The sequence below is a fragment of the Buttiauxella cochleicola genome, from assembly GCF_021282405.1.
GTDB classification, from domain to species: Bacteria; Pseudomonadota; Gammaproteobacteria; order Enterobacterales; family Enterobacteriaceae; genus Buttiauxella; species Buttiauxella massiliensis.
In genome coordinates this window covers 38,566-61,387 of the sequence record NZ_JAJSOU010000020.1, presented here as the reverse complement: position 1 = coordinate 61,387, position 22,822 = coordinate 38,566, and the positions used below count along the sequence as shown (strand labels likewise).

22 protein-coding genes are annotated in these 22,822 nt (G+C 48.9%); 11 read left to right on the top strand and 11 right to left on the bottom strand.

Going from position 1 to position 22,822, the window contains the following annotated elements; all coding sequences use genetic code 11:
• Positions 1-119: 119 nt before the first annotated feature.
• A complete protein-coding gene (gene pdhR / locus LVQ79_RS20430; protein ID WP_034493407.1) occupies positions 120-884 on the bottom strand; it encodes a pyruvate dehydrogenase complex transcriptional repressor PdhR in 765 nt (254 codons plus the stop codon).
• A gap of 703 nt (positions 885-1,587) precedes the next feature.
• Between pdhR and aroP the strand changes: the two genes are divergently transcribed.
• From aroP to LVQ79_RS20415, 3 genes are all read left to right on the top strand, one after another.
• Positions 1,588-2,949: an aromatic amino acid transporter AroP gene (gene aroP, locus LVQ79_RS20425; RefSeq protein ID WP_134187047.1), complete on the top strand. Its 1,362-nt coding sequence runs from the start codon at positions 1,588-1,590 to the stop codon at positions 2,947-2,949.
• Between the two features lie 176 nt (positions 2,950-3,125).
• Entirely contained in the window at positions 3,126-4,526 is a 1,401-nt protein-coding gene (locus LVQ79_RS20420) for a glycoside-pentoside-hexuronide (GPH):cation symporter (RefSeq protein WP_232866413.1), read from the top strand.
• Between the two features lie 10 nt (positions 4,527-4,536).
• Complete coding sequence (locus tag LVQ79_RS20415; protein WP_232866410.1) at positions 4,537-5,493, top strand: glycoside hydrolase family 43 protein; 957 nt, start codon at positions 4,537-4,539, stop codon at positions 5,491-5,493.
• A 151-nt stretch (positions 5,494-5,644) separates the two neighbouring features.
• On the opposite strand, the gene ampE is transcribed toward LVQ79_RS20415, so the two are convergent.
• Entirely contained in the window at positions 5,645-6,499 is an 855-nt protein-coding gene (gene ampE / locus LVQ79_RS20410; RefSeq protein WP_232866407.1) for a beta-lactamase regulator AmpE, read from the bottom strand.
• Positions 6,496-7,059: a 1,6-anhydro-N-acetylmuramyl-L-alanine amidase AmpD gene (gene ampD / locus LVQ79_RS20405; protein ID WP_232866405.1), complete on the bottom strand. Its 564-nt coding sequence runs from the start codon at positions 7,057-7,059 to the stop codon at positions 6,496-6,498. Before ampD ends, ampE begins: the two co-directional genes overlap by 4 nt.
• 82 nt (positions 7,060-7,141) lie before the next feature.
• Between ampD and nadC the strand changes: the two genes are divergently transcribed.
• The 4 genes from nadC (at position 7,142) to hofC (ending at position 11,251) form a co-directional block, all read left to right on the top strand.
• Positions 7,142-8,032: a carboxylating nicotinate-nucleotide diphosphorylase gene (gene nadC, locus LVQ79_RS20400; RefSeq protein ID WP_232866402.1), complete on the top strand. Its 891-nt coding sequence runs from the start codon at positions 7,142-7,144 to the stop codon at positions 8,030-8,032.
• Positions 8,033-8,220: 188 nt separating this feature from the next.
• Positions 8,221-8,670, top strand: coding sequence for a prepilin peptidase-dependent pilin (gene ppdD, locus LVQ79_RS20395; protein WP_232866399.1), 450 nt, complete (start codon positions 8,221-8,223; stop codon positions 8,668-8,670).
• A gap of 3 nt (positions 8,671-8,673) precedes the next feature.
• Positions 8,674-10,053: a type II secretion system protein GspE gene (gspE, locus tag LVQ79_RS20390; RefSeq protein ID WP_232866398.1), complete on the top strand. Its 1,380-nt coding sequence runs from the start codon at positions 8,674-8,676 to the stop codon at positions 10,051-10,053.
• Complete coding sequence (gene hofC / locus LVQ79_RS20385; RefSeq protein WP_232866396.1) at positions 10,046-11,251, top strand: protein transport protein HofC; 1,206 nt, start codon at positions 10,046-10,048, stop codon at positions 11,249-11,251. Before gspE ends, hofC begins: the two co-directional genes overlap by 8 nt.
• 39 nt (positions 11,252-11,290) lie before the next feature.
• Here the strand turns inward: hofC and LVQ79_RS20380 are convergent, their stop codons facing one another.
• Positions 11,291-12,334, bottom strand: coding sequence for a GMP reductase (locus LVQ79_RS20380; protein ID WP_064516213.1), 1,044 nt, complete (start codon positions 12,332-12,334; stop codon positions 11,291-11,293).
• A 309-nt stretch (positions 12,335-12,643) separates the two neighbouring features.
• Here LVQ79_RS20380 and coaE point away from each other — a divergent pair, with 309 nt between their 5' ends.
• The 3 genes from coaE to yacG are packed head-to-tail and all read left to right on the top strand — an operon-like array spanning position 12,644 to position 14,214.
• Positions 12,644-13,264: a dephospho-CoA kinase gene (gene coaE / locus LVQ79_RS20375; protein WP_232866394.1), complete on the top strand. Its 621-nt coding sequence runs from the start codon at positions 12,644-12,646 to the stop codon at positions 13,262-13,264.
• Entirely contained in the window at positions 13,264-14,007 is a 744-nt protein-coding gene (gene zapD / locus LVQ79_RS20370) for a cell division protein ZapD (RefSeq protein WP_232866393.1), read from the top strand. Before coaE ends, zapD begins: the two co-directional genes overlap by 1 nt.
• A gap of 9 nt (positions 14,008-14,016) precedes the next feature.
• The gene (yacG, locus tag LVQ79_RS20365) at positions 14,017-14,214 is read left to right on the top strand and encodes a DNA gyrase inhibitor YacG (protein ID WP_232866390.1); all 198 of its coding nucleotides are present in this window, start codon (positions 14,017-14,019) and stop codon (positions 14,212-14,214) included.
• Here yacG and mutT read toward each other — a convergent pair.
• The 3 genes from mutT to secM all read right to left on the bottom strand — a co-directional run bounded on the left by mutT (position 14,211) and on the right by secM (position 17,944).
• Positions 14,211-14,600, bottom strand: coding sequence for an 8-oxo-dGTP diphosphatase MutT (mutT, locus tag LVQ79_RS20360; protein ID WP_232866389.1), 390 nt, complete (start codon positions 14,598-14,600; stop codon positions 14,211-14,213). The two genes, yacG and mutT, sit on opposite strands and share 4 nt — an antisense overlap.
• A 64-nt stretch (positions 14,601-14,664) precedes the next feature.
• Positions 14,665-17,370, bottom strand: coding sequence for a preprotein translocase subunit SecA (gene secA / locus LVQ79_RS20355; protein WP_232866386.1), 2,706 nt, complete (start codon positions 17,368-17,370; stop codon positions 14,665-14,667).
• 67 nt (positions 17,371-17,437) lie between these two features.
• A complete protein-coding gene (gene secM / locus LVQ79_RS20350) occupies positions 17,438-17,944 on the bottom strand; it encodes a secA translation cis-regulator SecM (protein ID WP_232866384.1) in 507 nt (168 codons plus the stop codon).
• A gap of 22 nt (positions 17,945-17,966) precedes the next feature.
• Between secM and LVQ79_RS20345 the strand changes: the two genes are divergently transcribed.
• Complete coding sequence (locus tag LVQ79_RS20345; RefSeq protein WP_034460935.1) at positions 17,967-18,485, top strand: DUF721 domain-containing protein; 519 nt, start codon at positions 17,967-17,969, stop codon at positions 18,483-18,485.
• 8 nt (positions 18,486-18,493) lie between these two features.
• Here the strand turns inward: LVQ79_RS20345 and lpxC are convergent, their stop codons facing one another.
• The 4 genes from lpxC to ftsQ form a co-directional block, all read right to left on the bottom strand.
• Entirely contained in the window at positions 18,494-19,411 is a 918-nt protein-coding gene (gene lpxC / locus LVQ79_RS20340; protein WP_034460936.1) for a UDP-3-O-acyl-N-acetylglucosamine deacetylase, read from the bottom strand.
• 100 nt (positions 19,412-19,511) lie between these two features.
• Entirely contained in the window at positions 19,512-20,663 is a 1,152-nt protein-coding gene (ftsZ, locus tag LVQ79_RS20335; RefSeq protein WP_064539921.1) for a cell division protein FtsZ, read from the bottom strand.
• 63 nt (positions 20,664-20,726) lie between these two features.
• Positions 20,727-21,983 carry a cell division protein FtsA gene (gene ftsA / locus LVQ79_RS20330; RefSeq protein ID WP_034460940.1) on the bottom strand — a complete coding sequence of 419 codons (1,257 nt, stop codon included), beginning with the start codon at positions 21,981-21,983 and terminating at the stop codon, positions 20,727-20,729.
• Positions 21,984-21,985: 2 nt separating this feature from the next.
• Positions 21,986-22,822 carry a cell division protein FtsQ gene (ftsQ, locus tag LVQ79_RS20325; RefSeq protein ID WP_151994952.1) on the bottom strand — a complete coding sequence of 279 codons (837 nt, stop codon included), beginning with the start codon at positions 22,820-22,822 and terminating at the stop codon, positions 21,986-21,988.

Genomic DNA, 22,822 nt, shown 5'->3' with positions numbered 1-22,822 from the left:
GTCTAATACGTTGATTTTCTGGAACCTGTCCCATTGTATTTTCCTTGGAAAAACACAATAAGACAGGTTCTGCGTTTAGTTGCCGCGCTCTAAAATTGGCGCTTAGAACCTAACGGTTCTTATTCCTTACGTTGCTGTAAGCGCCGCAGAGAACGTTCTCGACGACTCTGTTCGCGGCTGCGATCCAGCAATATTTCTTCGATAAATGCCAGGTGACGGTGCGACGCTTCGCGCGCCTGCTCCGGCTGGCGAGCCATAATCGCCGCAAAAATGCTGGCGCGATGGCTGCTCACTTGCGCCAGCATTTCACGGCGCGCATAGAGCAATTCAAAATTCTGACGAACGTTTTGTTCGAGCATCGGTGACATACAGCGCAACAAGTGTAGTAGCACAACGTTGTGGGCGGCTTCCGTCACGGCGATTTGATACTGCATAACCGCATCGGACTCAGCGTCCAGGTCACCAGATTCTTGTGCTTGTTGAATAGCAAAATGGCAGTCGCCAATACGTTTGAGGTCTTCGTCTGTACCACGCAATGCAGCGTAATAGGCAGCGATACCCTCAAGTGCGTGGCGAGTTTCAAGCAGATCAAACTGGGATTCAGGATGGTCAGACAGCAGTTCGACCAGAGGGTCGCTTAAACTTTGCCAAAGACTGTTTTGGACAAAAGTACCGCCGCCCTGACGACGAAGCAGGAGTCCTTTCGCTTCGAGACGCTGAATGGCCTCGCGTAGTGAAGGACGAGAAACGTCGAATTGTTTTGCCAATTCGCGCTCTGGTGGGAGTTTTTCGCCGGGACGCAAGGTTCCCTCGAGGATGAGAAACTCCAACTGCTGCTCAATCACATCGGATAGTTTTGGTTGGCGGATTTTGCTGTAGGCCATTTTTTCCCTGTCTCTGCCATTAGCCCTATACCCGTCATACTTCAAGTTGTTGGTGCGTTAGCTGCTCTCGTTCACCCGAATCACTTACTTATGTAAGCTCACCGTGACTCTCTCGTTTGCCGCTTTTCCACAACTCGAATTATTTGGGGTATATCCCCTTCAGACTTCAAATCATCTGGGGCTAGTCAATTGGTATGACCAATTTCACATTCTTGACGCTAAAGTAACAAAGTATTCACCTTCTGTCCATATTGGTTTTGATTGAAATCATTAAACCAGGCACATTTTAACAACATTACAGAAATGACGTTTCAAAGCTGTAACTTTGCACAAATGTCACATTTACTCACACACAGACGTATTTAACGTTTACGAAACAGCAAAAAGTGCCTTTTCTTGCAATATGAACCGATTCATCAGTTTAAAATATGAATATTAATTCAACGAATTCGCTTAACGTGGATAAATAACAGGCGGAATAAATAATTCGGGCGGAAGAACAACTGGTTTCTTTTTATTCAACTCGTCACGGCAATAATAGAAAGCAGGTGCAAACACTGCCACTTACCACTATTCTTTGCGCTGCGGTAGTCCAATGCGCAAAATACTGGAATTAAAAACCGTAAAATAAAGACTACACATTACGGAATTACAAACTTACAGAGGCGCGGCCAGCGCCCTGAAAATGACCACACGAGGTTAAATGATGGAACAAGGCGACACGCTGAAACGCGGCCTTAAAAACCGCCATATCCAGCTCATCGCGCTAGGTGGAGCTATTGGGACAGGCCTGTTTCTGGGCAGTGCGTCTGTCATCCAATCTGCCGGGCCGGGGATTATTCTTGGTTACGCGATCGCAGGCTTTATTGCCTTCTTGATCATGCGCCAGTTAGGTGAAATGGTCGTTGAGGAGCCGGTAGCGGGCTCATTTAGCCATTTTGCTTACAAATACTGGGGCGGATTCGCAGGTTTTGCTTCTGGCTGGAACTACTGGGTACTGTATGTACTCGTTGCCATGGCAGAACTTACTGCAGTTGGTAAATACATTCAGTTCTGGTATCCGGAGATCCCAACCTGGGCATCTGCCGCAGTCTTTTTCGTCGTCATCAATGCCGTTAACCTCACTAATGTAAAAGTGTTTGGTGAGATGGAGTTTTGGTTCGCGATTATTAAAGTCATCGCGGTTGTCGCTATGATCGTATTTGGCGCATGGTTGCTGTTTAGCGATCACGCAGGCCCACAGGCGACAGTGCGCAACTTATGGGAACAAGGTGGATTCCTGCCACACGGCTGGACCGGACTTGTGATGATGATGGCGATTATCATGTTCTCATTCGGCGGTCTGGAGCTGGTTGGGATTACGGCTGCGGAAGCAGATAACCCACAGGTTAGCATTCCGAAAGCAACCAACCAGGTTATCTACCGTATTCTGATTTTCTATGTGGGTTCCCTGGCTGTGCTGTTATCTCTGATGCCATGGACTCGCGTTACCGCTGATACCAGCCCGTTCGTACTTATCTTCCACGAACTGGGTGACACCTTTGTTGCTAACGCACTGAACGTTGTGGTTCTTACCGCCGCGCTGTCTGTTTATAACAGCTGTGTTTACTGCAACAGCCGTATGCTGTTTGGCCTGGCTCAACAAGGCAACGCACCGAAAGCACTGCAGAAAGTTGATAAACGTGGCGTTCCAGTGAATACCATTTTGGTATCTGCTCTGTTCACCGCACTGTGTGTACTGATCAACTACCTGGCACCAGCGGAAGCCTTTGGCCTGCTGATGGCACTGGTGGTGTCTGCACTGGTCATCAACTGGGCGATGATTAGCCTGGCGCATATGAAGTTCCGCCGTGCTAAACAACAACAGGGCGTGAAAACGCGTTTCCCTGCCCTGTTCTATCCATTGGGTAACTATGTCTGCCTGCTGTTTATGGCGGCAGTATTGGTGATTATGGCGATAACTCCAGGAATGGCTATCTCCGTATGGCTGATTCCAGTATGGGTGGTCGTTCTCGGTATCGGTTATTTTATCAAACAGAAGAATCTGAAGAGCGTTAAAGCTTAACTCTCCCTTCTGCTCAAAGCGCCCCGACGAGCCATCGCTCATCGGGGCGCTTTGTTATCTGCTTCACATATTCTTAACAATGACAGTATTGTCCATCTCTGTGGCGGATTACAGACACGCAAATTTTCTCCAATAGCTCAATACTCTTGTCCATATTCTGGTCAGGAGCATTTTCTATGGAAAGCAGCAAATTATCTGTGAAAGAAAAGATTGGCTACGGAATGGGGGACGCCGGATGTAACATTATCTTTGGCGCCATTATGTTGTTTGTTAACTATTTTTATACGGATATTTTTGGCCTTGCCCCGGCATTAGTGGGTGTTATGCTGCTTTCAATCAGGGTGATTGATGCAGTAACTGACCCGATTATGGGCGCCATTGCTGACAGAACGCAGAGTCGCTGGGGACGTTTTCGTCCATGGATTTTATGGATGGCAGCGCCCTTTGCCTTCTTCAGTTACCTGATGTTCACCACGCCTGATTGGGCTTATAGCAGCAAAGTTATCTATGCCTTTGTTACCTATTTCCTGCTCTCTTTAACCTATACCGCAATTAATATTCCTTACTGCTCACTTGGCAGTGTGATTACCAACGACCCCAAAGAACGTGTCGCTTGTCAGTCGTATCGTTTTGTTATGGTTGGTATTGCAACGTTGATTCTCTCGCTTTCCCTGCTGCCGATGGTTGACTGGTTTGGTGGCGGCGACAAAGCCAAAGGCTACCAAATGGCGATGGGTGTGCTGGCGGTACTTGGCATGTGCATGTTCCTGTTCTGCTTCACAACCGTCAGAGAGCGTGTTCGCCCGGCTGTACCCAGCAATGACGATCTCAAAGCAGACCTGAAAGATGTCTGGAAAAACGACCAGTGGGTGCGCATTCTTCTGCTGACACTGTGCAACGTCTGCCCTGGGTTCATCCGTATGGCGGCAACCATGTACTACGTCACCTGGGTGATGGGCCAAAGCACCAGCTTCGCGACATTATTTATTAGCCTCGGCGTAGTCGGCATGATGGGCGGCAGTATGCTGGCTAAAGTGTTAACCGACCGTATCTGCAAACTGAAAGTGTTCTTCTGGACCAACATTGTATTGGCCATTTTCTCCAGCGGTTTCTACTTCCTCGACCCGCACGCCACGACACTGATTGTCGTGATGTATTTCCTGCTGAACATTCTTCACCAGATCCCGTCGCCGCTGCACTGGTCACTGATGGCTGACGTTGACGATTACGGCGAGTGGAAAACAGGTAAACGCATCACCGGCATCAGCTTCTCCGGTAACTTGTTCTTTCTGAAGCTGGGGCTTGCGATTGCAGGCGCAATGGTTGGTTTCCTGCTTTCCTGGTACGGCTACGATGCCGGTGCCAAACAGCAAAGCCCTGAGTCAATTAACGGTATTGTGATGCTGTTTACCATCATCCCTGGCGTTGGCTACCTGATTACCGCAGGCGTTGTGCGCTTGTTGAAAGTTGACCGTGAATTAATGCAGCGCATTCAGGCAGACCTTGAAAAGCGCCGCATCAACTATCGCGAACTGAATGAATATCACGACAGCAAACCTGTTGAAGCCAAACTGTAAGGAAAGCCCTATGAATCAGGAGCAATGGCCTAATCCATTTATTGAGCAGCGCGCCGATCCTTTTATTTTGCTGCATGAAGATTGCTACTACTTTATTGCGTCAGTACCAGAGTACGACAGGCTGGAGATCCGCCGCGCGGACACAATAAGCGAGCTGCCAGAAGCGAAACCTACCGTAGTATGGCGCAAACCCAATCATGGCCCAATGAGCGAGCTTATCTGGGCACCAGAGCTGCATCATATCGACGGTAAGTGGTACATCTATTTCGCTGCCACCCACACACAGGCACTGGATCAGTTAAATATGTTCCAGCACCGCATGTTTGCACTGGAGTGTGCGGATGCAGACCCGCTCACCGGGAAATGGGTTGAAAAAGGCCAGGTAAAAACGCAATTCGACAGCTTCTGTCTTGATGCGACAACCTTCAGTCATCAGGGCAAGCAGTGGTATTTATGGGCGCAGAAGGATCCTGATATTGCAGGTAACTCCAATATCTATCTTGCCGAGCTGGAAACACCCTGGGCCATCAAAGGCACACCGGTGATGTTAAGCAAGCCGGAGCTGGACTGGGAATGCAGAGGTTTTCTGGTTAACGAAGGGCCAGCGGTCGTGGTTCACGGCGATAAGCTGTTTGTCAGCTATTCCGCCAGCGCCACCGATGAAAACTACTGCATCGGCTTGTTGTGGATCGACCTGAATGCTGACCCAACTAACCCTGCTAACTGGCATAAATCGCCACAGCCTGTGTTTGCCACCAGCTACGAGAACAAGCAGTTTGGGCCGGGCCACAACAGTTTTACCAAAACTACAGATGGGAAAGATGTGCTGGTTTATCACGCGCGCAATTACACCGAAATTGAAGGCGATCCGCTGTATGACCCGAATCGCCATACGCGCCTGAAAACGCTCGAATGGGATGAAAACGGTATGCCGGTGTTCGGCATACCGTCTGCAGATAATCGCTAATACTCAGGCGAGCCTATTCCACCAGGCGTTATTGTTGCAGATAGTTTGGACCTGGACTGCGCGGAAAAACCGGAGCGTACACGTAGTACGTGAGGATTTTGAGCACAGCCCAGGTTCAAACTAGCAAATAAAATAGCCTGATGGATTAGGCTTAAACCAGAGTGCCGTAAATCGTCAACAACGCGACAACGACTAAAACAACTAATGATGTTTTCTTCGCCATCGAAACCGCCGCCTTCGGCGTTTTGATTTTATCGAGATGTGGCTCTCGGGCTAGCGAATACTGAGCCAGCCTGGTCAATACCTGATACTGCGAGGTATGGCGATCGGCTAACGACGCAAACCACGCAGGAAGCGCCCTTTCTCCATGTCCCAGTAGTGCATATGCCACACCAAACAGACGCACAGGCACCCAGTCCAGCACATGTAAAATGGTATCAATACCGGAATGCAAACGCTCTTGCGGAGAATGATGGCGCGCAAGCCACGTCTGCCACGCACGCAAAAAAGCGTAACCCGCTAGTGTTACCGGCCCCCAAACACCGCCGACGATAAACCAGAAAAGCGGTGCGAGATAAAAACGAAAGTTAATCCACAACAGCGCATTTTGCAGCTCTTTCAGATACTCACGCTCGTCACAATCGGGTGGAACACCGTGAATCAGCGTCAGTTCACTCGCCATCGCATCTCGCGCGTGACTATCGCCATGGCTCACTGCCTGCAAATACGCATGGTAATGCAGTCGAACCTGCCCTGCGCCAATACACAACACGCCGAGTGCAATCCAGAAAATGAGCAGCGGTACGTTGAAGAACAAACCTTGCAACGCGCGAATACAGAGGAAAACCACCAACATACATAGGGCGGTCATCAGAATGGTACGTAATAACGAAAAGTTTTTTACTCGCCGGAAAAGCACTTCAAGGCGGTGATCTAGCTGCCAGTGTTCGCCCAGCTTAAATAACCGTTCCCAAATCATCACCAGCAGTAATGTAAACAGCGTCATTCCATCTCCTTATTCGGCGTTACCTCTACCGAGTGGCGAAAACGCGACCAGTCGAATGCAGGACCTGGGTCGGTTTTACGCTCCGGTGCAATATCGCAATGTCCCGTCATATGGTCAGCAATTGCCGGATAAACGTTCACCAGCACATCTGTAATCGCAGCAAGCTGTTGATATTGCTCGTCAGTATAGGGCAGTGTATCTGTCCCCTCCAACTCAATACCAATCGAAAAATCGTTACAGCGTTCACGCCCCTGATACAAAGAAACCCCTGCGTGCCAGGCGCGTTTATCAAAAGCTACATATTGAACGATTTCGCCATCACGACGAATAAGACAATGTGCTGAAACTCGTAAATGTGCGATACCCGCGAAGTACGGATGAGCTTGCGAATCAAGTGTTCCGGTAAACAACGCATCAATCCACGGCCCACCAAATTCGCCTGGCGGTAAACTGATGTTATGCACCACCAACAAGGAAGGTGTTTCATTCTCTGGTCGGCAATCGAAATGTGGGGATGGGACATGTTTAACACCCACCAGCCAGCCGTCTTTTAGCTGCATCCACGGTCTCCTTAGAGTGGTACTTGAGGTCGCATCAATGTAGCATGTTTCGACATTAACTAAGCCATTTCGGAGTTTTATCATGCCTCCTCGCCGTTATAACCCAGACCGCCGACGTGACGAGCTTCTCGACCGTATTAACCTTGATATTCCAGAAGCTGTTTCTCAGGCTTTGCGTGAAGATCTTGGTGGTGACGTCAACCCCAATAACGATATCACTGCGCAGCTCCTGGATGCCGATCACCGTTCACATGCCGTAATCATCACCCGTGAAGATGGCGTGTTCTGTGGTAAACGTTGGGTCGAAGAGGTTTTCATCCAGCTTGGTGGAGATGTCAAAGTGACCTGGCATGTTGAAGATGGCGATCTCGTTGCCGCTGACCAGCCACTTTTCGAATTAACTGGATTATCACGCGTGCTATTAACAGGTGAGCGTACCGCGCTTAACTTTGTGCAAACTCTGTCTGGAGTTGCAAGCGAAGTGCGCACCTATGTTGATTTGCTGGCAGGCACAAACACCCAATTGCTAGATACCCGTAAAACTCTGCCGGGTCTACGTACCGCGTTGAAATACGCAGTACTGTGTGGCGGTGGTAGCAACCACCGTTTAGGTCTGTCCGACGCATTTTTGATTAAAGAGAACCACATCATCTCCTCAGGTTCCATTCGCCAGGCGATAGAAAAAGCCTTCTGGTTCCATCCGGATGTACCTGTTGAGGTTGAAGTCGAGTCTCTTGATGAACTGGAACAGGCACTGCATGCCGGGGCTGACATTGTCATGCTCGATAACTTCAACGTTGAAGATATGCGTAAAGCTGTCGCTATCACCAATGGTAAAGCACGTCTGGAAGTTTCAGGAAATGTAACCAAAGAAACTATCCGTGAATTTGCTGAAACAGGTGTCGATTTTATCTCTGTTGGCGCACTGACTAAACATGTCCGCGCGCTCGATCTCTCCATGCGTTTCCGCTAATTTCTGCCAGGCAGATGAGCTAAAACTCATCTGCCTATTTCTTCCCGTTACGGTATCGCTCGCATTTTTATTGCCGTCTCTGCAAATACCTAAAATATTTTGGAAGACAACATCCTGATGTTTACACTCGCACTCGCCTGAAGAATTTAAACGACGCAAAGTGCCGCTATCTCAAACAGGAGCGGCATATGAACAAACAACAAGGATTCACACTTATTGAGCTGATGGTAGTCATCGGTATTATTGCGATTCTTAGCGCCATCGGTATTCCCACCTATCAAAACTACCTGCGTAAAGCGGCTCTGACCGACGTGTTGCAAACCTTCCTGCCCTACCGTACCGCCATTGAACTTTGCGCGATTGAAAGGGGCGGAGTTAGCGAATGTGACGCGGGGAGTAATAGTATCCCTTCACCGAAAACCACCCGCTATGTAAGCAGCATGAGCATCGAACAAGGTGCTGTTACGCTTGCGGGGCAAGAAAGTCTCAACGGGCTGACCATTTCCCTGTCTCCACGCTGGAGTGATGTAGAAGGAATCGAAGGTTGGTCACGAACCTGTAGCGCTACCAGTAATAATTCTCTTCAACAAACCTGCGAAGAAGTCTTCCGTTTTGATAATAAACAAGCGGGAAATTAAACCATGGCAAATCAGCAGATTCTCGCACTGTGTAACCAATATCAGGCGATATTGCTTTCTGAAGCTCCATTGCTGCATATCGCTATTGCACCAAACCCTCCCGTACAGTTTTTTGAAGCATTGCGTTTTATCTGTGATAAGCCTGCCAATGTTGAATACTGGCCAGTTGAGCAGTTGGAAAAAGCAAGGCACTCACGGCCGTCTGTTAGCGCAGAGGAACCTCTTGAGAATACGGCTCCAGTGGTTCAACTGTTGCAAGATACACTCCACAAAGCCCTGCAACTCAGGGCATCAGACATTCACTTCGAACCGGTAGAGCAAGGGTATCAAATTCGTTTTCGCGTTGATGGCGTGCTGCAACTGCAACCCCTGCTGCCAGCGCATCTGGCTGCACCGCTAACCGCACGACTTAAGGTATTGGGAAATCTGGATATAGCAGAACGCCGCCTTCCTCAGGATGGGCAAATGGAGATCGAAATTGAACATCGCAAATGTTCATTTCGCATAGCGACCCTGCCGGTGTATCACGGTGAAAAAGTTGTCTTACGTTTGATGGCACAAACAGAGCAAACCTTTGAACTATCAGAGTTAGGCATGTCACCAGAGGATAGCTCTCGCTTTCAAAGCGCTTTAGCCAATCCGCAGGGCATGATTCTCGTCACTGGCCCCACTGGGAGTGGGAAAACAATCACGCTTTACAGTGCATTAAAGATACTCAACCAAGTCTCAACCAATCTATGTAGCGTTGAAGACCCAATAGAAATCCCTATGCAAGGTCTTAATCAAACGCAAATTAACACTAAAGCGGGGCTTAATTTTCAAAGTGTTTTACGCGCATTACTACGCCAGGATCCGGATATCATCATGGTGGGCGAAATTCGAGATGGCGATACAGCAGAAATAGCCATTAAAGCCGCGCAAACAGGGCATCTGGTACTTTCAACACTGCATACTAATTCCACGACTGAGACTGTCGTTCGTCTCGAACAAATGGGAGTCGAGCGATGGATGTTAGCATCTGCACTGAATATGGTCGTTGCACAGCGCCTGGTACGTAAACTCTGCCCACACTGTAAAGAACAACTCCCCGAAGACATCATCCTACCCACATCGCTTTGGGCAACTGCTTTGCCTCGTTGGCAAGCAACTGGCTGTGAACGCTGTTATGGAGGGTTCTACGGACGAAGTGCATTATTTGAAATTTTGCTTATCGATACAGCACTTCAATCAGCAATTATTGCCGGCATGCCTGCCTATGAAATCGAAACGCTGGCAAGACAACAAGGCATGATGACGCTATTTGAAAGTGGCTGCCAGGCTGTTGAACAAGGGCTAACCACTCTCGAAGAACTATATCGGGTGCTTGGTGTTCCTCATGACTAAGTTTGTACTCTGGCACTGGAAAGCAGTCGATCAACACGGGCAAATTCAACAAGGGGATGTGCTTGCGGATGATGCGGAATCTGTCAGCGAACAGTTAATCACTTCGGACCTCCAGCTTTTACAATTGCGGAAAATATCGCACACCCGCCGAGGTTGCTGGCATATTAAGCAAAAAATACAGGTATTCCGCCAGTTGGCGACGTTGCTTCAGGCGGGAATATCCTTGTCTGACGGACTAATACTTATTGCGCAGCAACACCCTTTTGGTGAATGGCGGGCATTACTTAAGGACATCGGGCATCGCGTTTCTAATGGCATCTCTTTTTCTGCCGCCTTACAACAATGGCCTGGGATTTTCCCGCCGTTGTTCATCGCTCTGATTCATATTGGTGAGCTAACCGGAAAGCTAGACGAGTGCTGCCAAAAGCTGGCAGCTCAACAAGAAAAACTGTACCAGCTGCGTAAAAAGGTCATGAAAGCCCTGCGTTATCCACTGTTTATCGTAGCGATAGCACTACTGGTGACTATCGGGATGATGAGTTTTGTACTGCCTGAATTTGCCAATATTTATCGTTCATTTAATGCCCCCTTACCCGCTATTACAGTGGCGGTAATGGCAGTATCAAACTGGGTAACAACACAGGGAGCATGGTGGCTGTTAGCCACTCTTATACTCACGGCCTTTGGCTATTATTTGCGAACAAAGAAACCTCACTGGCAAGAGTACGAACAACGTCTGATGCTGCAAACCCCACTGCTCGCTCCGCTATGGCGTGGGCAAATCCTTAGCCAAATCTATACCACGCTATCCCTTTCCCAGCAGGCAGGAATTCCCTTGCTACAAGGGCTTAAAGCTGTAGAAACCACTTTGCCGCAACTACTGTGGAAGAAGGTTATTGTGCAAATAAACCACCAAGTGACTCAAGGAATCCCCCTGTGGCAAACACTCTCACAAAGCGAGCGCTTCACACCATTGTGTTGCCAATTGATACGAATAGGAGAAGAGTCAGGCGCCCTGGATTTAATGCTCGAGAAGCTAGCGAGTTGGCATCATAACCATACCGAGGAACTGGCAGACAATCTTGCCGCCGCTCTGGAGCCAGTAATGATGTTAGTTGTGGGGATTATCATTGGGACGCTGGTCATCGCGATGTATCTGCCTATTTTTCAGTTAGGCGATGCAATGAGTGCGGGATGACGGCGTAGCGAAAATGCCACGCCGTATGTCGCTGATAGCTTAGAGGCTATTGAAAACGCGGTTTTCCTGCTCATTCACACGAATGAACGTAGTACGCTTGGTCAACTCTTTCAGGCGAGAAGCACCAACGTAAGTACATGCAGAGCGCAGGCCACCCATAATATCGCGGGCAGTATTTTCAACAGGGCCACGCAATGGCAACTTAACGGTTTTGCCTTCTGCTGCACGGTACTGTGCAACCCCACCAACATGGCGGGTCATCGCAGATTCGGAGCTCATACCGTAGAACAGCATGAATTTCTCGCCGTTTTCTTCAACGATTGTGCCACCACTTTCGTCATGACCAGCCAGCATACCGCCCAGCATCACGAAATCTGCACCACCGCCAAATGCTTTAGCAACATCGCCCGGCATAGTACAACCGCCGTCACTGACAATCTGGCCACCGAGGCCATGAGCAGCATCAGCACATTCAATAACAGCAGAAAGTTGCGGGTAACCAACACCTGTTTTCACACGAGTAGTACATACAGAACCAGGGCCGATACCGACTTTAACGATGTCCGCACCGGAAAGGATAAGCTCTTCGCACATTTCGCCAGTAACAACGTTACCTGCACAGATAACTTTATCCGGCCATGCTTCACGCGCTTTAGAAACGAACTGAGTGAAGTGTTCGGAGTAGCCATTAGCCACATCGATACAGATAAATTTCAGCGCTGGGTTCAAAGAAAGAATCTGTTTGGTCTTCTGGAAATCAGCGTCGGATGTACCGGTTGAAACCATCACGAACTTCAGGATGTCGTCTGAAGCAGACTTAACGAAGTTGCTCCACTCTTCAACAGAGTAGTGCTTATGCACGGCGGTGAGGATATCAAACGAGGCCAATGCTTGAGCCATGCCGAATGTACCAACGGTGTCCATGTTAGCAGCAATGATCGGAACACCTGACCATGCAATACCGGAGTGTTTGAAAGTGAACTGGCGCTCGAGCTCTACATCAGAGCGGCTTTTCAGTGTGGAACGTTTCGGGCGGATAAGAACGTCTTTAAAACCTAACTTCAAATCTTCTTCAATACGCATGTTGCAGATTCCTGGGTCGAATGGCGAAGGACGCGTGAACGCAATCAGCAATCTATATCCTGAATAATTCAAGTTGCAGAAAGGCGCAAGGGAGCAAATCCCCGGGAGCTTACTTGAGTAAGTAACTGGGGTTTGTGAGTGCGGCCAACACATCTGCGGCTTGAAGTATGGCGGGTATAACTACCAATTCCAGTGACGCTATCATACGCACTATTAATGCAGCCGCAAGACTGCGAAAACAGTCTTTTTTACGCTACAATCGTTAAAATTTACCTTAGAAATATAAAATCGCTTCAGGGTCCGACTCTTATGGTTTATACGGTTGCATTAACGGGTGGCATTGGCAGTGGTAAGAGTACTATCGCCGATAACTTTTCCCGCTTAGGTATTACCGTTGTTGATGCTGATGTGATTGCGCGTCAGGTCGTAGAGCCAGGTCAGCCCGCTCTTCGCATTATTTCTGACCATTTTGGTGATGAGATCCTCCTTCCGGATGGCACTCTCAACCGTCGAGCTCTTCGCGCAAAGATCTTTTCTTCAGCTGAACAGAAAAAATGGCTCAACGCGCTGCTACACCCACTTATCCATCAGCGAACCCAAGATGAAATCAACCAGGCTCTTTCACCCTACGTTTTGTGGGTTGTTCCGTTGTTAATTGAGAATAACCTACAACAAAAGGCCGATCGTGTTCTGGTTGTTGATGTCTCGCCAGAAGTGCAAATCGCACGTACTATTGCGCGCGATAAAGTTAGTCGCGAACATGTGCTGCAAATCCTTGCAGCACAGGCGACACGCGAGGCACGCTTAAGCGCCGCCGATGATGTAATTAATAATGATGGTGGCACTGCACAAGTGGCCGCACATGTTGACCGTCTGCACCGCCAGTATCTGGAACTGGCAGCCCAGGCCGCACAGCAGGATAACGAATAATGAGCACCCAGATTCTTTTTGAGCACCCACTTAATGAAAAAATGCGTACCTGGTTGCGTATCGAGTTCTTAATCCAACAACTCGAAAGTTCATTACCAGTAGACGAAACGGCCAAAGCACTTCATTTTTTCCGCAATATCGGTGACCTGCTTGATGTCTTTGAGCGCGGTGAGATTCGCACAGATATTCTTAAAGAACTGGAACGCCAGCAGCGTAAGTTATTGAACTGGTCTGAAGTTCCGGGTGTAGATATGCAGCGAATTGATTCACTGCGTAGCCAACTCAAAGAACGCGGCGGTGTTTTAATGGCAGCTCCTCGCCTGGGGCAGGCATTACGTGAAGACCGTTTGATTGCCCTGGTTCGCCAGCGTCTGAGTATTCCTGGCGGGTGCTGTAGCTTTGATTTGCCAACATTGCACATCTGGCTGTATTCACCTCAAGATCAACGCGATGCACAAATTAATAGCTGGCTTGCGACGTTGCAGCCATTAAAGCAATCGCTGGATCTGGTACTCGATATTATTCGTAATTCTGCACCCTTCCGTAAACAAACCAGCCTGAATGGTTTTTATCAGGATAACGGGGATGATGCCGATTTACTGCGTTTACAGCTGGACCTTTCGTCGCAACTTTATCCGCAGGTTTCTGGTCATAAGAGCCGTTTTGCGATCCGTTTCTTACCGCTGGATAGCGAAAATGGGCTCATCCCTGAACGTCTCGATTTTGAGCTGGCGTGCTGTTAAGGAGCTAATATGACTGAAGCAATAAAAGTGAATTGCCCGGGCTGCGGTAAAGTTGTCATCTGGGATGAAACCAGCCCATATCGTCCATTTTGCTGCAAACGCTGCCAGTTGATTGACCTAGGTGAATGGGCCGCCGAGGAAAAACGAATTCCTAGCAGCGGCGATTTATCAGAAAGCGACGACTGGAGTGAAGAAGATCTGCGTTAACCTTGCTGTAATTTGCTAATTACCGGTTCATTAGCTGGTGGAAAATCTGACGCCACCAGCGCATTTTGCGCAATCCATTGACCCGGTTGCCCTTCTTTTCCCCACGGCTCGCCTTCCCAGTTTTCCACCATGAAAAACCACAGTGTGATATGCCTGTCCGGGAACTGGTAAGCCAGTTTATCAAACAGTGTGAAATTGGTGGCTGTAATACCTGTTTCTTCCTGAAGTTCACGGACTAATGCTTGTTCAGGCGTTTCATCGGCTTCAATCTTCCCACCGGGAAACTCAAGCTTGTTGGCCATATGTGCATCAACCGCTCTTTGAGTAATGAAAATTTCACCCGTTTTATTGCGGATGATACCGACGGCGATTTGTAGTTGTTTCATTTTTGTACAGGCACTCCATAGAAAAAAGGCGCAGCAAGCTGCGCCTTTATCGACAATTACGTGTTTAGCTTAAACGGCCATGACACTGTTTGAATTTCTTACCAGAACCGCATGGGCACGGATCATTACGACCCACTTTGCGCTCACCGGTTTCTGCTGCCAGTGATTCTGCAGCCAGTGTGTCGTCATCCTGGTGGCTCAGCTGTTGCATCTGTGCCAGGCGCTCAGCTTCTTCACGGCGCTGCTGTTCCATTGCCTCAACTTCTTCTGGCATACGAACCTGCACTTTGCTCAGCGTGCTGATCACTTCATATTTCAGCGCTTCAAGCATGGAAGCAAACATCGCAAAGGATTCACGCTTATATTCTTGCTTAGGATCTTTTTGCGCATAGCCACGCAAGTGGATACCCTGGCGCAGGTAATCCATCGCTGCAAGGTGCTCTTTCCACAGTGAATCCAGAGTCTGCAACATGACGCCTTTTTCGAAGTGACGCATCATTTCAATGCCAACCACTTCTTCTTTACGTTGATACACTTCAATAGCGTTTTGCAAGATACGCTCACGCAGTGTTTCTTCATGCAGCTCCGGCTCTTTATCCAGCCACTCTTTAATTGGCAGCTCGAGATCAAAGTCGTTTTTCAGGCGCTCTTCCAGACCTTCAACATCCCACATTTCTTCCAGTGATTGCGGTGGAATGTGTGCGTCGATAGTCACTTTAAAGACGTCTTCGCGGATGCTGTTGATGGTTTCGCTAACGTCGCTCACATCCAGCAATTCGTTACGCTGGCTGTAGATCGCGCGACGCTGATCGTTGGCCACATCATCATATTCCAGAAGCTGTTTACGGATATCGAAGTTACGGCTTTCAACTTTACGCTGGGCGTTAGCAATTGCCTTAGTAACCCATGGGTGTTCAATCGCTTCGCCCGGTTTCATACCGAGTTTACGCATCATGCCTGAAACACGATCCGATGCGAAAATACGCATCAGTGAATCTTCCATGGACAGGTAGAAACGAGATGAACCCGCATCACCCTGGCGACCGGAACGGCCACGGAGCTGGTTATCGATACGGCGAGATTCGTGACGCTCAGTACCAATGATGTGCAAACCACCCGATGCCAGAACTGCATCATGACGAATCTGCCACTCAGCTTTAATCTGCGCGATTTGTTCAGGAGTTGGGTCTTCAAGCTCAGCAACTTCTGCTTGCCAGCTACCACCCAACACGATATCCGTACCACGGCCTGCCATGTTGGTTGCGATGGTCACGGCGGCTGGATAACCGGCCTGAGCAACAATACCCGCTTCGTTAGCGTGGAACTTGGCGTTCAGAACGTTGTGTTTGATTCCAGCTTTGGTCAATTCAGCAGAAACCACTTCGGATTTCTCGATTGAAATAGTACCGACCAGCACAGGCTGACCGTTGGTAGTACGCTCTTTAATATCTTCAATGATTGCCACAATCTTGTCTGCTTCAGTCATATAGACCAAATCAGGCATGTCTTTACGAATCATTGGGCGGTTAGTTGGCACAACGATGGTATCGAGCTTGTAGATAGAGCTGAATTCGAACGCTTCGGTATCCGCAGTACCCGTCATACCCGCCAGTTTTTCATACAGACGGAAGTAGTTCTGGAAGGTAATGGATGCCAACGTCTGGTTTTCGTTCTGAATGTCCACGCCTTCTTTGGCTTCAACAGCCTGGTGCAGGCCATCAGACCAGCGGCGACCTTGCATGGTACGACCGGTGTGTTCATCAACGATGATAACTTCGCCATCTTTAACGATGTAGTCAACGTCACGGGTGAACAGCACATGCGCACGCAGTGCAGCAGTCACGTGGTGCATTAGCATAATGTTAGTTGGGGAGTACAAAGACTCGCCTTCTTCCATAATGCCTTCCTGAACCAGCAACTCTTCAACCAGTACCAGACCACGTTCAGTAATGTTTACCTGACGAGATTTTTCGTCCACCGAGAAGTGGCCTTCGCCCTGGAAAGTATCAGAATCTTCTTTTTCCTGACGGATCAGGCTCGGGATGATTTTGTTTACTTTACGGTACATCTCGGAGCTGTCTTCAGCTGGACCAGAGATGATAAGCGGCGTACGCGCTTCATCGATAAGAATTGAGTCAACCTCATCCACCAATGCATAGTGCAGTTTGCGCTGAACGCGTTCTTCAGGGCTGAATGCCATGTTGTCGCGCAGGTAGTCAAAGCCGTATTCGTTGTTGGTGCCGTAAGTGATGTCTGCTGCATAAGCTTCACGCTTTGCTGGTGCAGGCATGTTTGGCAAGTTGATGCCAACGCTCAAGCCCAGGTATTCGAACAGCGGACGGTTGTTTTCAGCATCACGCTGAGCCAGATAGTCGTTCACGGTAACAACGTGAACACCACGGCCACTTAAGGCGTTCAGGTATGCAGGCAGAGTAGCCGTCAGTGTTTTACCTTCACCAGTACGCATCTCTGCGATACAACGTTCGTTCAGAACCATACCGCCGAGCAACTGCACGTCGAAGTGGCGCATGCCGAATACACGTTTACTCGCCTCGCGAACAACAGCAAAAGCTTCTGGGATCAGATTCTCCAGCACTTCACCTTTCTCAAGGCGCGCACGGAATTCGCCCGTTTTTGCTTTTAATTCATCATCGGAAAGTTTTTCAATTTCCGGTTCCATGCTGTTAATCAGGGTGACAACTTTACGCATACGACGCAGGGTGCGGTCGTTACGGCTACCGAAAACTTTAGTTAATAATTTGATTAGCATAATTAATTCTCAAACGCCTACCGTCAGGGCAGAGCTAAAAATAACGTTATAATTAAAGGAAATGGAGTTAGCTGAGGCGTTGTGGGCCAGCGCGGATACCCTGTACCTGGCTTATCCAAATGGCAAGACTAAAAGTCTCGACAGCTGGGGATTGCCAAAGTGCAGTGTGGCGCACAATAACTGGGGGTTTGCTTTCCTGAGTGAGCAGCGCACTGAGCGTGTCCAGTAAAGCGAGTTTATGTGCCTGAAGTGGCAAACTCTCTTGTGCTGCTGGCTGCGTTTGCGGTGCCATTGCAAAAGAAAGGTGACGAATTACAGTTCGAATTGCATGCTGATGCCAGTAATCGACACTAAATGATGGTCGGCGGGTACTTTCCTGCAATAATGCCAGACTATTGAAGCTGACCTTGTTGAGGTAATCGTGGCTACTGGTGGATGTTTCAGCAGGGGCTGTTGGCTCGGTATTTTGGCTGAGCGCAGGCATACCAAAACTCGCCGCGACCATCCCTAATAAGAGATGCGGCCAGAAATAACGTCTGCCAAACTGTCGCCAACAATTTAGAATACCAATCACTTTATCCGCCGGAGCATTATGTATGCGTGATAGTCGCCCACAATCTTTAGATCATTTGTTCGATGATGCTGGAGCCGAAAGCGTGTTGCAAAACGTGCAACAACGCGCAACTGCACTACTTAGGCTCAACAGGGCTGTGAAAGGGATATTACCCGCTCAACTACATCCCTGGTGCCGGGTAGCAAATTTCCGACAAGGCATTCTCGTACTTGAAACTGCAAATGCTAGCTGGTTGATGCGTTTACGCTATGAACAAGCCACGCTACTGAGTGCATTACGTGCACAAATATTACCATCATTGACATCAATCGACATCAGGATTAATCCATCACTGGCTGCAATTGGGCAAGAATCAGTACAAGAAAACAGCATTCAAACAGTGAAGGGGAAAACTGAAGGGGTTAACAGAGTTCTGAGTCAGCAAAGTGCAGAGGCATTAAGAATGGTGGCTGAACGTAGCCCTGAGAAACTGAAGGCAATAATAGAACGACTGGCATCATTGGCCGGAGAGAGTACCAATGAAACCAGTCGCAATAAATAATTCTGGTGTTATGCCAGAACCATTTTTGGTGCTTTGAACGCTAGCGGGAGCTCAGCATCGTCTTCGAAGGTTGCCCATTCCCAGGCTTCCTGCTTCGCCAGAACCGCTTGAAGCAATTTGTTATTCAGCGCATGACCAGATTTATAGGCGGTAAACGCGCCGATAATGTTGTGGCCGCACATGAACAAGTCACCAATTGCATCGAGCATTTTGTGACGAACGAATTCATCTTCAAAACGCAAGCCGTCTTCGTTCAGTACGCGATAATCGTCAACAACGATGGCACAATCGAAGCTACCGCCCAGGCACAAACCACGGGACTGCAGATATTCGATATCACGCATGAAACCGAAGGTACGAGCACGACTAATCTGGCGCATAAACGCGTCAGCAGAGAAGTTCATGCTGTAGCGTTGGGTGCTGGCATCAATCGCCGGATGGTTAAAGTCGATGGTAAAATCCAACGAGAAACCATTATACGGCTTGAATTCAGCCCATTTGTCGCCGTCTTCAACGCGCACTGTTTCTTTAACGCGTACAAATTTCTTCGCACAGTTTAATTCGTCAATCCCGGCATCAAGCAGCAGGTAGACGAATGGCGCTGCACTACCGTCCATAATTGGGATTTCAGGGGCATTGACTTCAATAATGATGTTATCAATACCTAATCCCGCAAGGGCGGCATTCAAATGCTCAACGGTAGAAATCCGCACATCGTGCTCGTTCACCAGGCAAGTACAGAGCATGGTATCACGCACAGATTTGGCATCTGCCGGAAAATCTACCGGAGGATTCAAGTCAGTGCGACGATAGATGACCCCGGTATTTGCCGGCGCAGGGCGTAACGTCAGCATGACTTTCTTGCCGGTATGTAAACCGACACCAGTCGCCTGAACGATACGTTTAAGAGTCCTTTGTTTGATCATCGTATAATCTCGCCAAATTAACTATCCAACCGAAGTGTATATCACAATCGGTGGGCCAGTTTAGCACAAAGAGCGCAGTTCCCCAAATTCCGGTTTATTCTTAATCAGCTTGCTTGCGCAAAAACGCTGGAATATCCAGATAATCAGGCTCTTTCGTCGTTTGTGGCGTATTGTCATTAACTACCTTGGCAACAGGTTTCTGCTCTTGCTGAAGCGGAGCCATACCGTGTTGTTGGTAGCGATCCATAACTGGCTGCTGAGTCTGCTTGTTAGTAACCAGGGTAATTTCTGGACGTTTGTCCATGCCAATACCGGTTGCAACAACAGTTACACGCAGTTCGTCGTTCATCTCTGGATCCAGAGAAGTACCGATAACCACAGTCGCGTTATCAGATGCGAACGCACGAATGGTGTTACCCACAGTTTCGAACTCATCCAGACGCAGGTCGAAGCCAGCGGTGATGTTGACCAGAACGCCACGAGCGCCGGACAGATCGATGTCTTCCAACAGTGGGCTGGAAATCGCCATTTCTGCCGCTTCTTCAGCACGGTCTTCGCCACTTGCAACACCAGAGCCCATCATGGCATAACCCATTTCGGACATTACGGTGCGCACGTCAGCAAAGTCGACGTTCATCAGGCCCGGACGAGTAATCAGTTCTGCGATACCCTGCACTGCGCCTTTGAGCACATCGTTTGCTGCGCCAAAAGCGTCAAGCAAAGAAATACCACGGCCCAGCACTTTCAACAATTTGTCGTTAGGGATGGTGATCAAGGAGTCGACGTGCTTAGAGAGCTCAGCAATACCCTGCTCCGCGAATGCCATGCGCTTCTTGCCTTCGAAATTGAATGGCTTAGTCACAACAGCAACGGTCAGAATGCCCAGATCTTTAGCAACCTCTGCAACTACAGGTGCAGCACCTGTACCTGTACCACCGCCCATACCTGCAGCGATAAATACCATGTCTGCGCCTTCAAGGGCCGCACGTAACGCGTCACGGTCTTCTTCCGCAGCGGTACGACCCACTTCAGGATTCGCTCCAGCTCCCAGACCTTTGGTAATACCATTACCAATCTGGATAGTCTGGCCTACAGCAGTTTTACGTAACGCTTGAGCATCAGTATTCACTGCAAAGAATTCAACACCTTCGATGCGTTCACGCACCATGTGTTCAACGGCATTACCGCCGCCACCACCGACGCCGATGACTTTAATCACCGCGTCGTTGGTCAGTTCCATAGGTTCAAACATAGTTTCTCTCCGTTTTGTGCCTGTCGCCTGAGACCGCTAATTTTGTCTGGTCTCTTATAAAATTTAAAACTCTTTTCTCAGCCAGCTGTTGATTCGTTTAATCCATGAGCCGACAGAGGTTCGTTTTTCCACTTCTGCTTCACCACTGAGATGTGTTTCTTTCCCGTAGTGCAGCAAGCCGACTGCTGTGGAGTAATAAGACTCCTGGGCATAATCAGTCAGGCCTGTAATATTAAGCGGTTGCCCGATACGTACTTGCGTATGGAACACCCGTTGTGCACAGGCAGCCAGCCCTTCGATTTGCGCGGCACCACCTGTCAGAACAATCCCAGCGGCCAGGTGGTGCTTCACACCTTGCTGGCGAAGTTGTTCTTGTAACTGCAAAATCTCTTCGTTTACCAGGTTCAATAATTCGGTATAACGAGGCTCGATAACTTCTGCGAGCGTCTGGCGTTGTAGGCTACGCGGTGGACGTCCACCTACGCTTGGCACTTCAACGTTTTCGTCTTTACCTACTATCGAACCCAGCGCGCAGCCATGGCGCACTTTAATGGCTTCAGCATCACTCGGTGGAGTGCCGAAAGCATATGCGATATCACTGGTCACCACATTCCCGGCATAAGGGATAACTTTGGTGTGGCGTAATGCGCCGCCAGTGTAAACCGCGATGTCCATAGTACCACCACCGACATCGACTACGCAGACCCCTAATTCACGTTCATCTTCGGTCAATACTGCATAGCTCGCTGCAAGACCTGCAAAAATTAGTTGGTCAACTTTGAGGCCACATCGTTCAACAGCTTTGACGATGTTTTTAGCCATATCGTTGTGGCAAGTAATCAAGTGCACTTTAGCCTGCATACGTACACCCGATAAACCTACAGGATTTTTGATGCCTTCCTGGTAGTCAATCGCGTATTCTTGCGGGATTACATGCAAAACACGATGTTCGTCACGTACACGCACCGACTTTGCGGTGTGAACAACGTTCTCAACGTCTTCCTGCGTCACTTCTTCTTCAGAGATTGGCACCATACCAATCTCGTTTTGACAGCTAATATGCTTACCTGACAGCGCAAGGTAGACCGAAGATATCTGGCAATCAGCCATCAACTCGGCTTGGTCTATCGCACGTTGAACGCATTTAACGACTGACTCAAGATCGTTTACGCCACCTTTGTCCATACCACGCGATGGGCAACTGCCCACGCCAATAATATTGACCATACCGTCAGGCAGAACTTCCCCTACTAAAGCGGCAACCTTTGCGGTACCGATCTCCAGTCCTACTACCAGTTTTCTGTCCGTCGCCTTGATCATTGTTATTCTGCCTGTGCCTGATTCTGTTGCTGATTAGGATTAGGTTGTTCTGTTACGGGAGCAGGCTGCCAGCCTACTGCCGCGCCTGAGTCATAACGCAAGTCGACATAACTAATCCTTTTGTTGTCGGCTTGCTCTTGCTGCTGCAGAACAGGGTAAAGTTCCACAAAGCGACTCAAGCGTTTCATCGTATCGCCCCGGCCCAAGTTGAGCTTAATGCCATTATTCAACGTCAATTGCCAGGAACGACGAGCGGTCATCGCCGCTTCTTTCAACGTAAATTTATCCTTTGCCAGCACTGCGCCCATGTCGCGGAAGCCTTCCAACACTTCACCTTCACTGCCTTCTGGCCCGGATAACATAGGTAAAGTCTGCTTTGCAGAACGTTCTGCAGGAACACTAAACGAATTTCCTTGCGCATCAATCATATGCTGATCATTCCAGCGCGCGATGGGCACATATTCAACCAGATGAATCTTCAATTCGTCGGGCCACTGCTTTCTTACACTCGCCTGCTTAATCCATGGCAAGCGTTCAATTTGCTGCTGGATGATATTCACATCCTGGGTCATAAAGGTGCCAGGGGGCCCAAGTGCCAGAATTGACTGACGAATATCATCGTTACGGGTGTAATGCCGTTCACCAGTAACCACCAACTTCGATAGCGGCAGGCGCTGAGCATCTTCCATCCAGCCGACCACAATCCAGCCGCCGATAAATACCGTAAACAGTACTGCGCTCAGGAAAATTATCCCGGCCAGTCGCCCACCATTACTGCGACGAGAACTGGTTTCTTCTTCTTCCTGGCGATTACGCGTATTCAGAGCTGCTTGCGACAT

What these genes read in the sequence shown, in the direction of transcription:
- pdhR (WP_034493407.1), bottom strand. Translation starts at nt 884, where the DNA reads ATGGCCTACAGCAAAATCCGCCAACCAAAACTATCCGATGTGATTGAG.
- aroP (WP_134187047.1), top strand. Translation starts at nt 1,588, where the DNA reads ATGATGGAACAAGGCGACACGCTGAAACGCGGCCTTAAAAACCGCCAT.
- LVQ79_RS20420 (WP_232866413.1), top strand. Translation starts at nt 3,126, where the DNA reads ATGGAAAGCAGCAAATTATCTGTGAAAGAAAAGATTGGCTACGGAATG.
- LVQ79_RS20415 (WP_232866410.1), top strand. Translation starts at nt 4,537, where the DNA reads ATGAATCAGGAGCAATGGCCTAATCCATTTATTGAGCAGCGCGCCGAT.
- ampE (WP_232866407.1), bottom strand. Translation starts at nt 6,499, where the DNA reads ATGACGCTGTTTACATTACTGCTGGTGATGATTTGGGAACGGTTATTT.
- ampD (WP_232866405.1), bottom strand. Translation starts at nt 7,059, where the DNA reads ATGCAGCTAAAAGACGGCTGGCTGGTGGGTGTTAAACATGTCCCATCC.
- nadC (WP_232866402.1), top strand. Translation starts at nt 7,142, where the DNA reads ATGCCTCCTCGCCGTTATAACCCAGACCGCCGACGTGACGAGCTTCTC.
- ppdD (WP_232866399.1), top strand. Translation starts at nt 8,221, where the DNA reads ATGAACAAACAACAAGGATTCACACTTATTGAGCTGATGGTAGTCATC.
- gspE (WP_232866398.1), top strand. Translation starts at nt 8,674, where the DNA reads ATGGCAAATCAGCAGATTCTCGCACTGTGTAACCAATATCAGGCGATA.
- hofC (WP_232866396.1), top strand. Translation starts at nt 10,046, where the DNA reads ATGACTAAGTTTGTACTCTGGCACTGGAAAGCAGTCGATCAACACGGG.
- LVQ79_RS20380 (WP_064516213.1), bottom strand. Translation starts at nt 12,334, where the DNA reads ATGCGTATTGAAGAAGATTTGAAGTTAGGTTTTAAAGACGTTCTTATC.
- coaE (WP_232866394.1), top strand. Translation starts at nt 12,644, where the DNA reads ATGGTTTATACGGTTGCATTAACGGGTGGCATTGGCAGTGGTAAGAGT.
- zapD (WP_232866393.1), top strand. Translation starts at nt 13,264, where the DNA reads ATGAGCACCCAGATTCTTTTTGAGCACCCACTTAATGAAAAAATGCGT.
- yacG (WP_232866390.1), top strand. Translation starts at nt 14,017, where the DNA reads ATGACTGAAGCAATAAAAGTGAATTGCCCGGGCTGCGGTAAAGTTGTC.
- mutT (WP_232866389.1), bottom strand. Translation starts at nt 14,600, where the DNA reads ATGAAACAACTACAAATCGCCGTCGGTATCATCCGCAATAAAACGGGT.
- secA (WP_232866386.1), bottom strand. Translation starts at nt 17,370, where the DNA reads ATGCTAATCAAATTATTAACTAAAGTTTTCGGTAGCCGTAACGACCGC.
- LVQ79_RS20345 (WP_034460935.1), top strand. Translation starts at nt 17,967, where the DNA reads ATGCGTGATAGTCGCCCACAATCTTTAGATCATTTGTTCGATGATGCT.
- lpxC (WP_034460936.1), bottom strand. Translation starts at nt 19,411, where the DNA reads ATGATCAAACAAAGGACTCTTAAACGTATCGTTCAGGCGACTGGTGTC.
- ftsZ (WP_064539921.1), bottom strand. Translation starts at nt 20,663, where the DNA reads ATGTTTGAACCTATGGAACTGACCAACGACGCGGTGATTAAAGTCATC.
- ftsA (WP_034460940.1), bottom strand. Translation starts at nt 21,983, where the DNA reads ATGATCAAGGCGACGGACAGAAAACTGGTAGTAGGACTGGAGATCGGT.
- ftsQ (WP_151994952.1), bottom strand. Translation starts at nt 22,822, where the DNA reads ATGTCGCAAGCAGCTCTGAATACGCGTAATCGCCAGGAAGAAGAAGAA.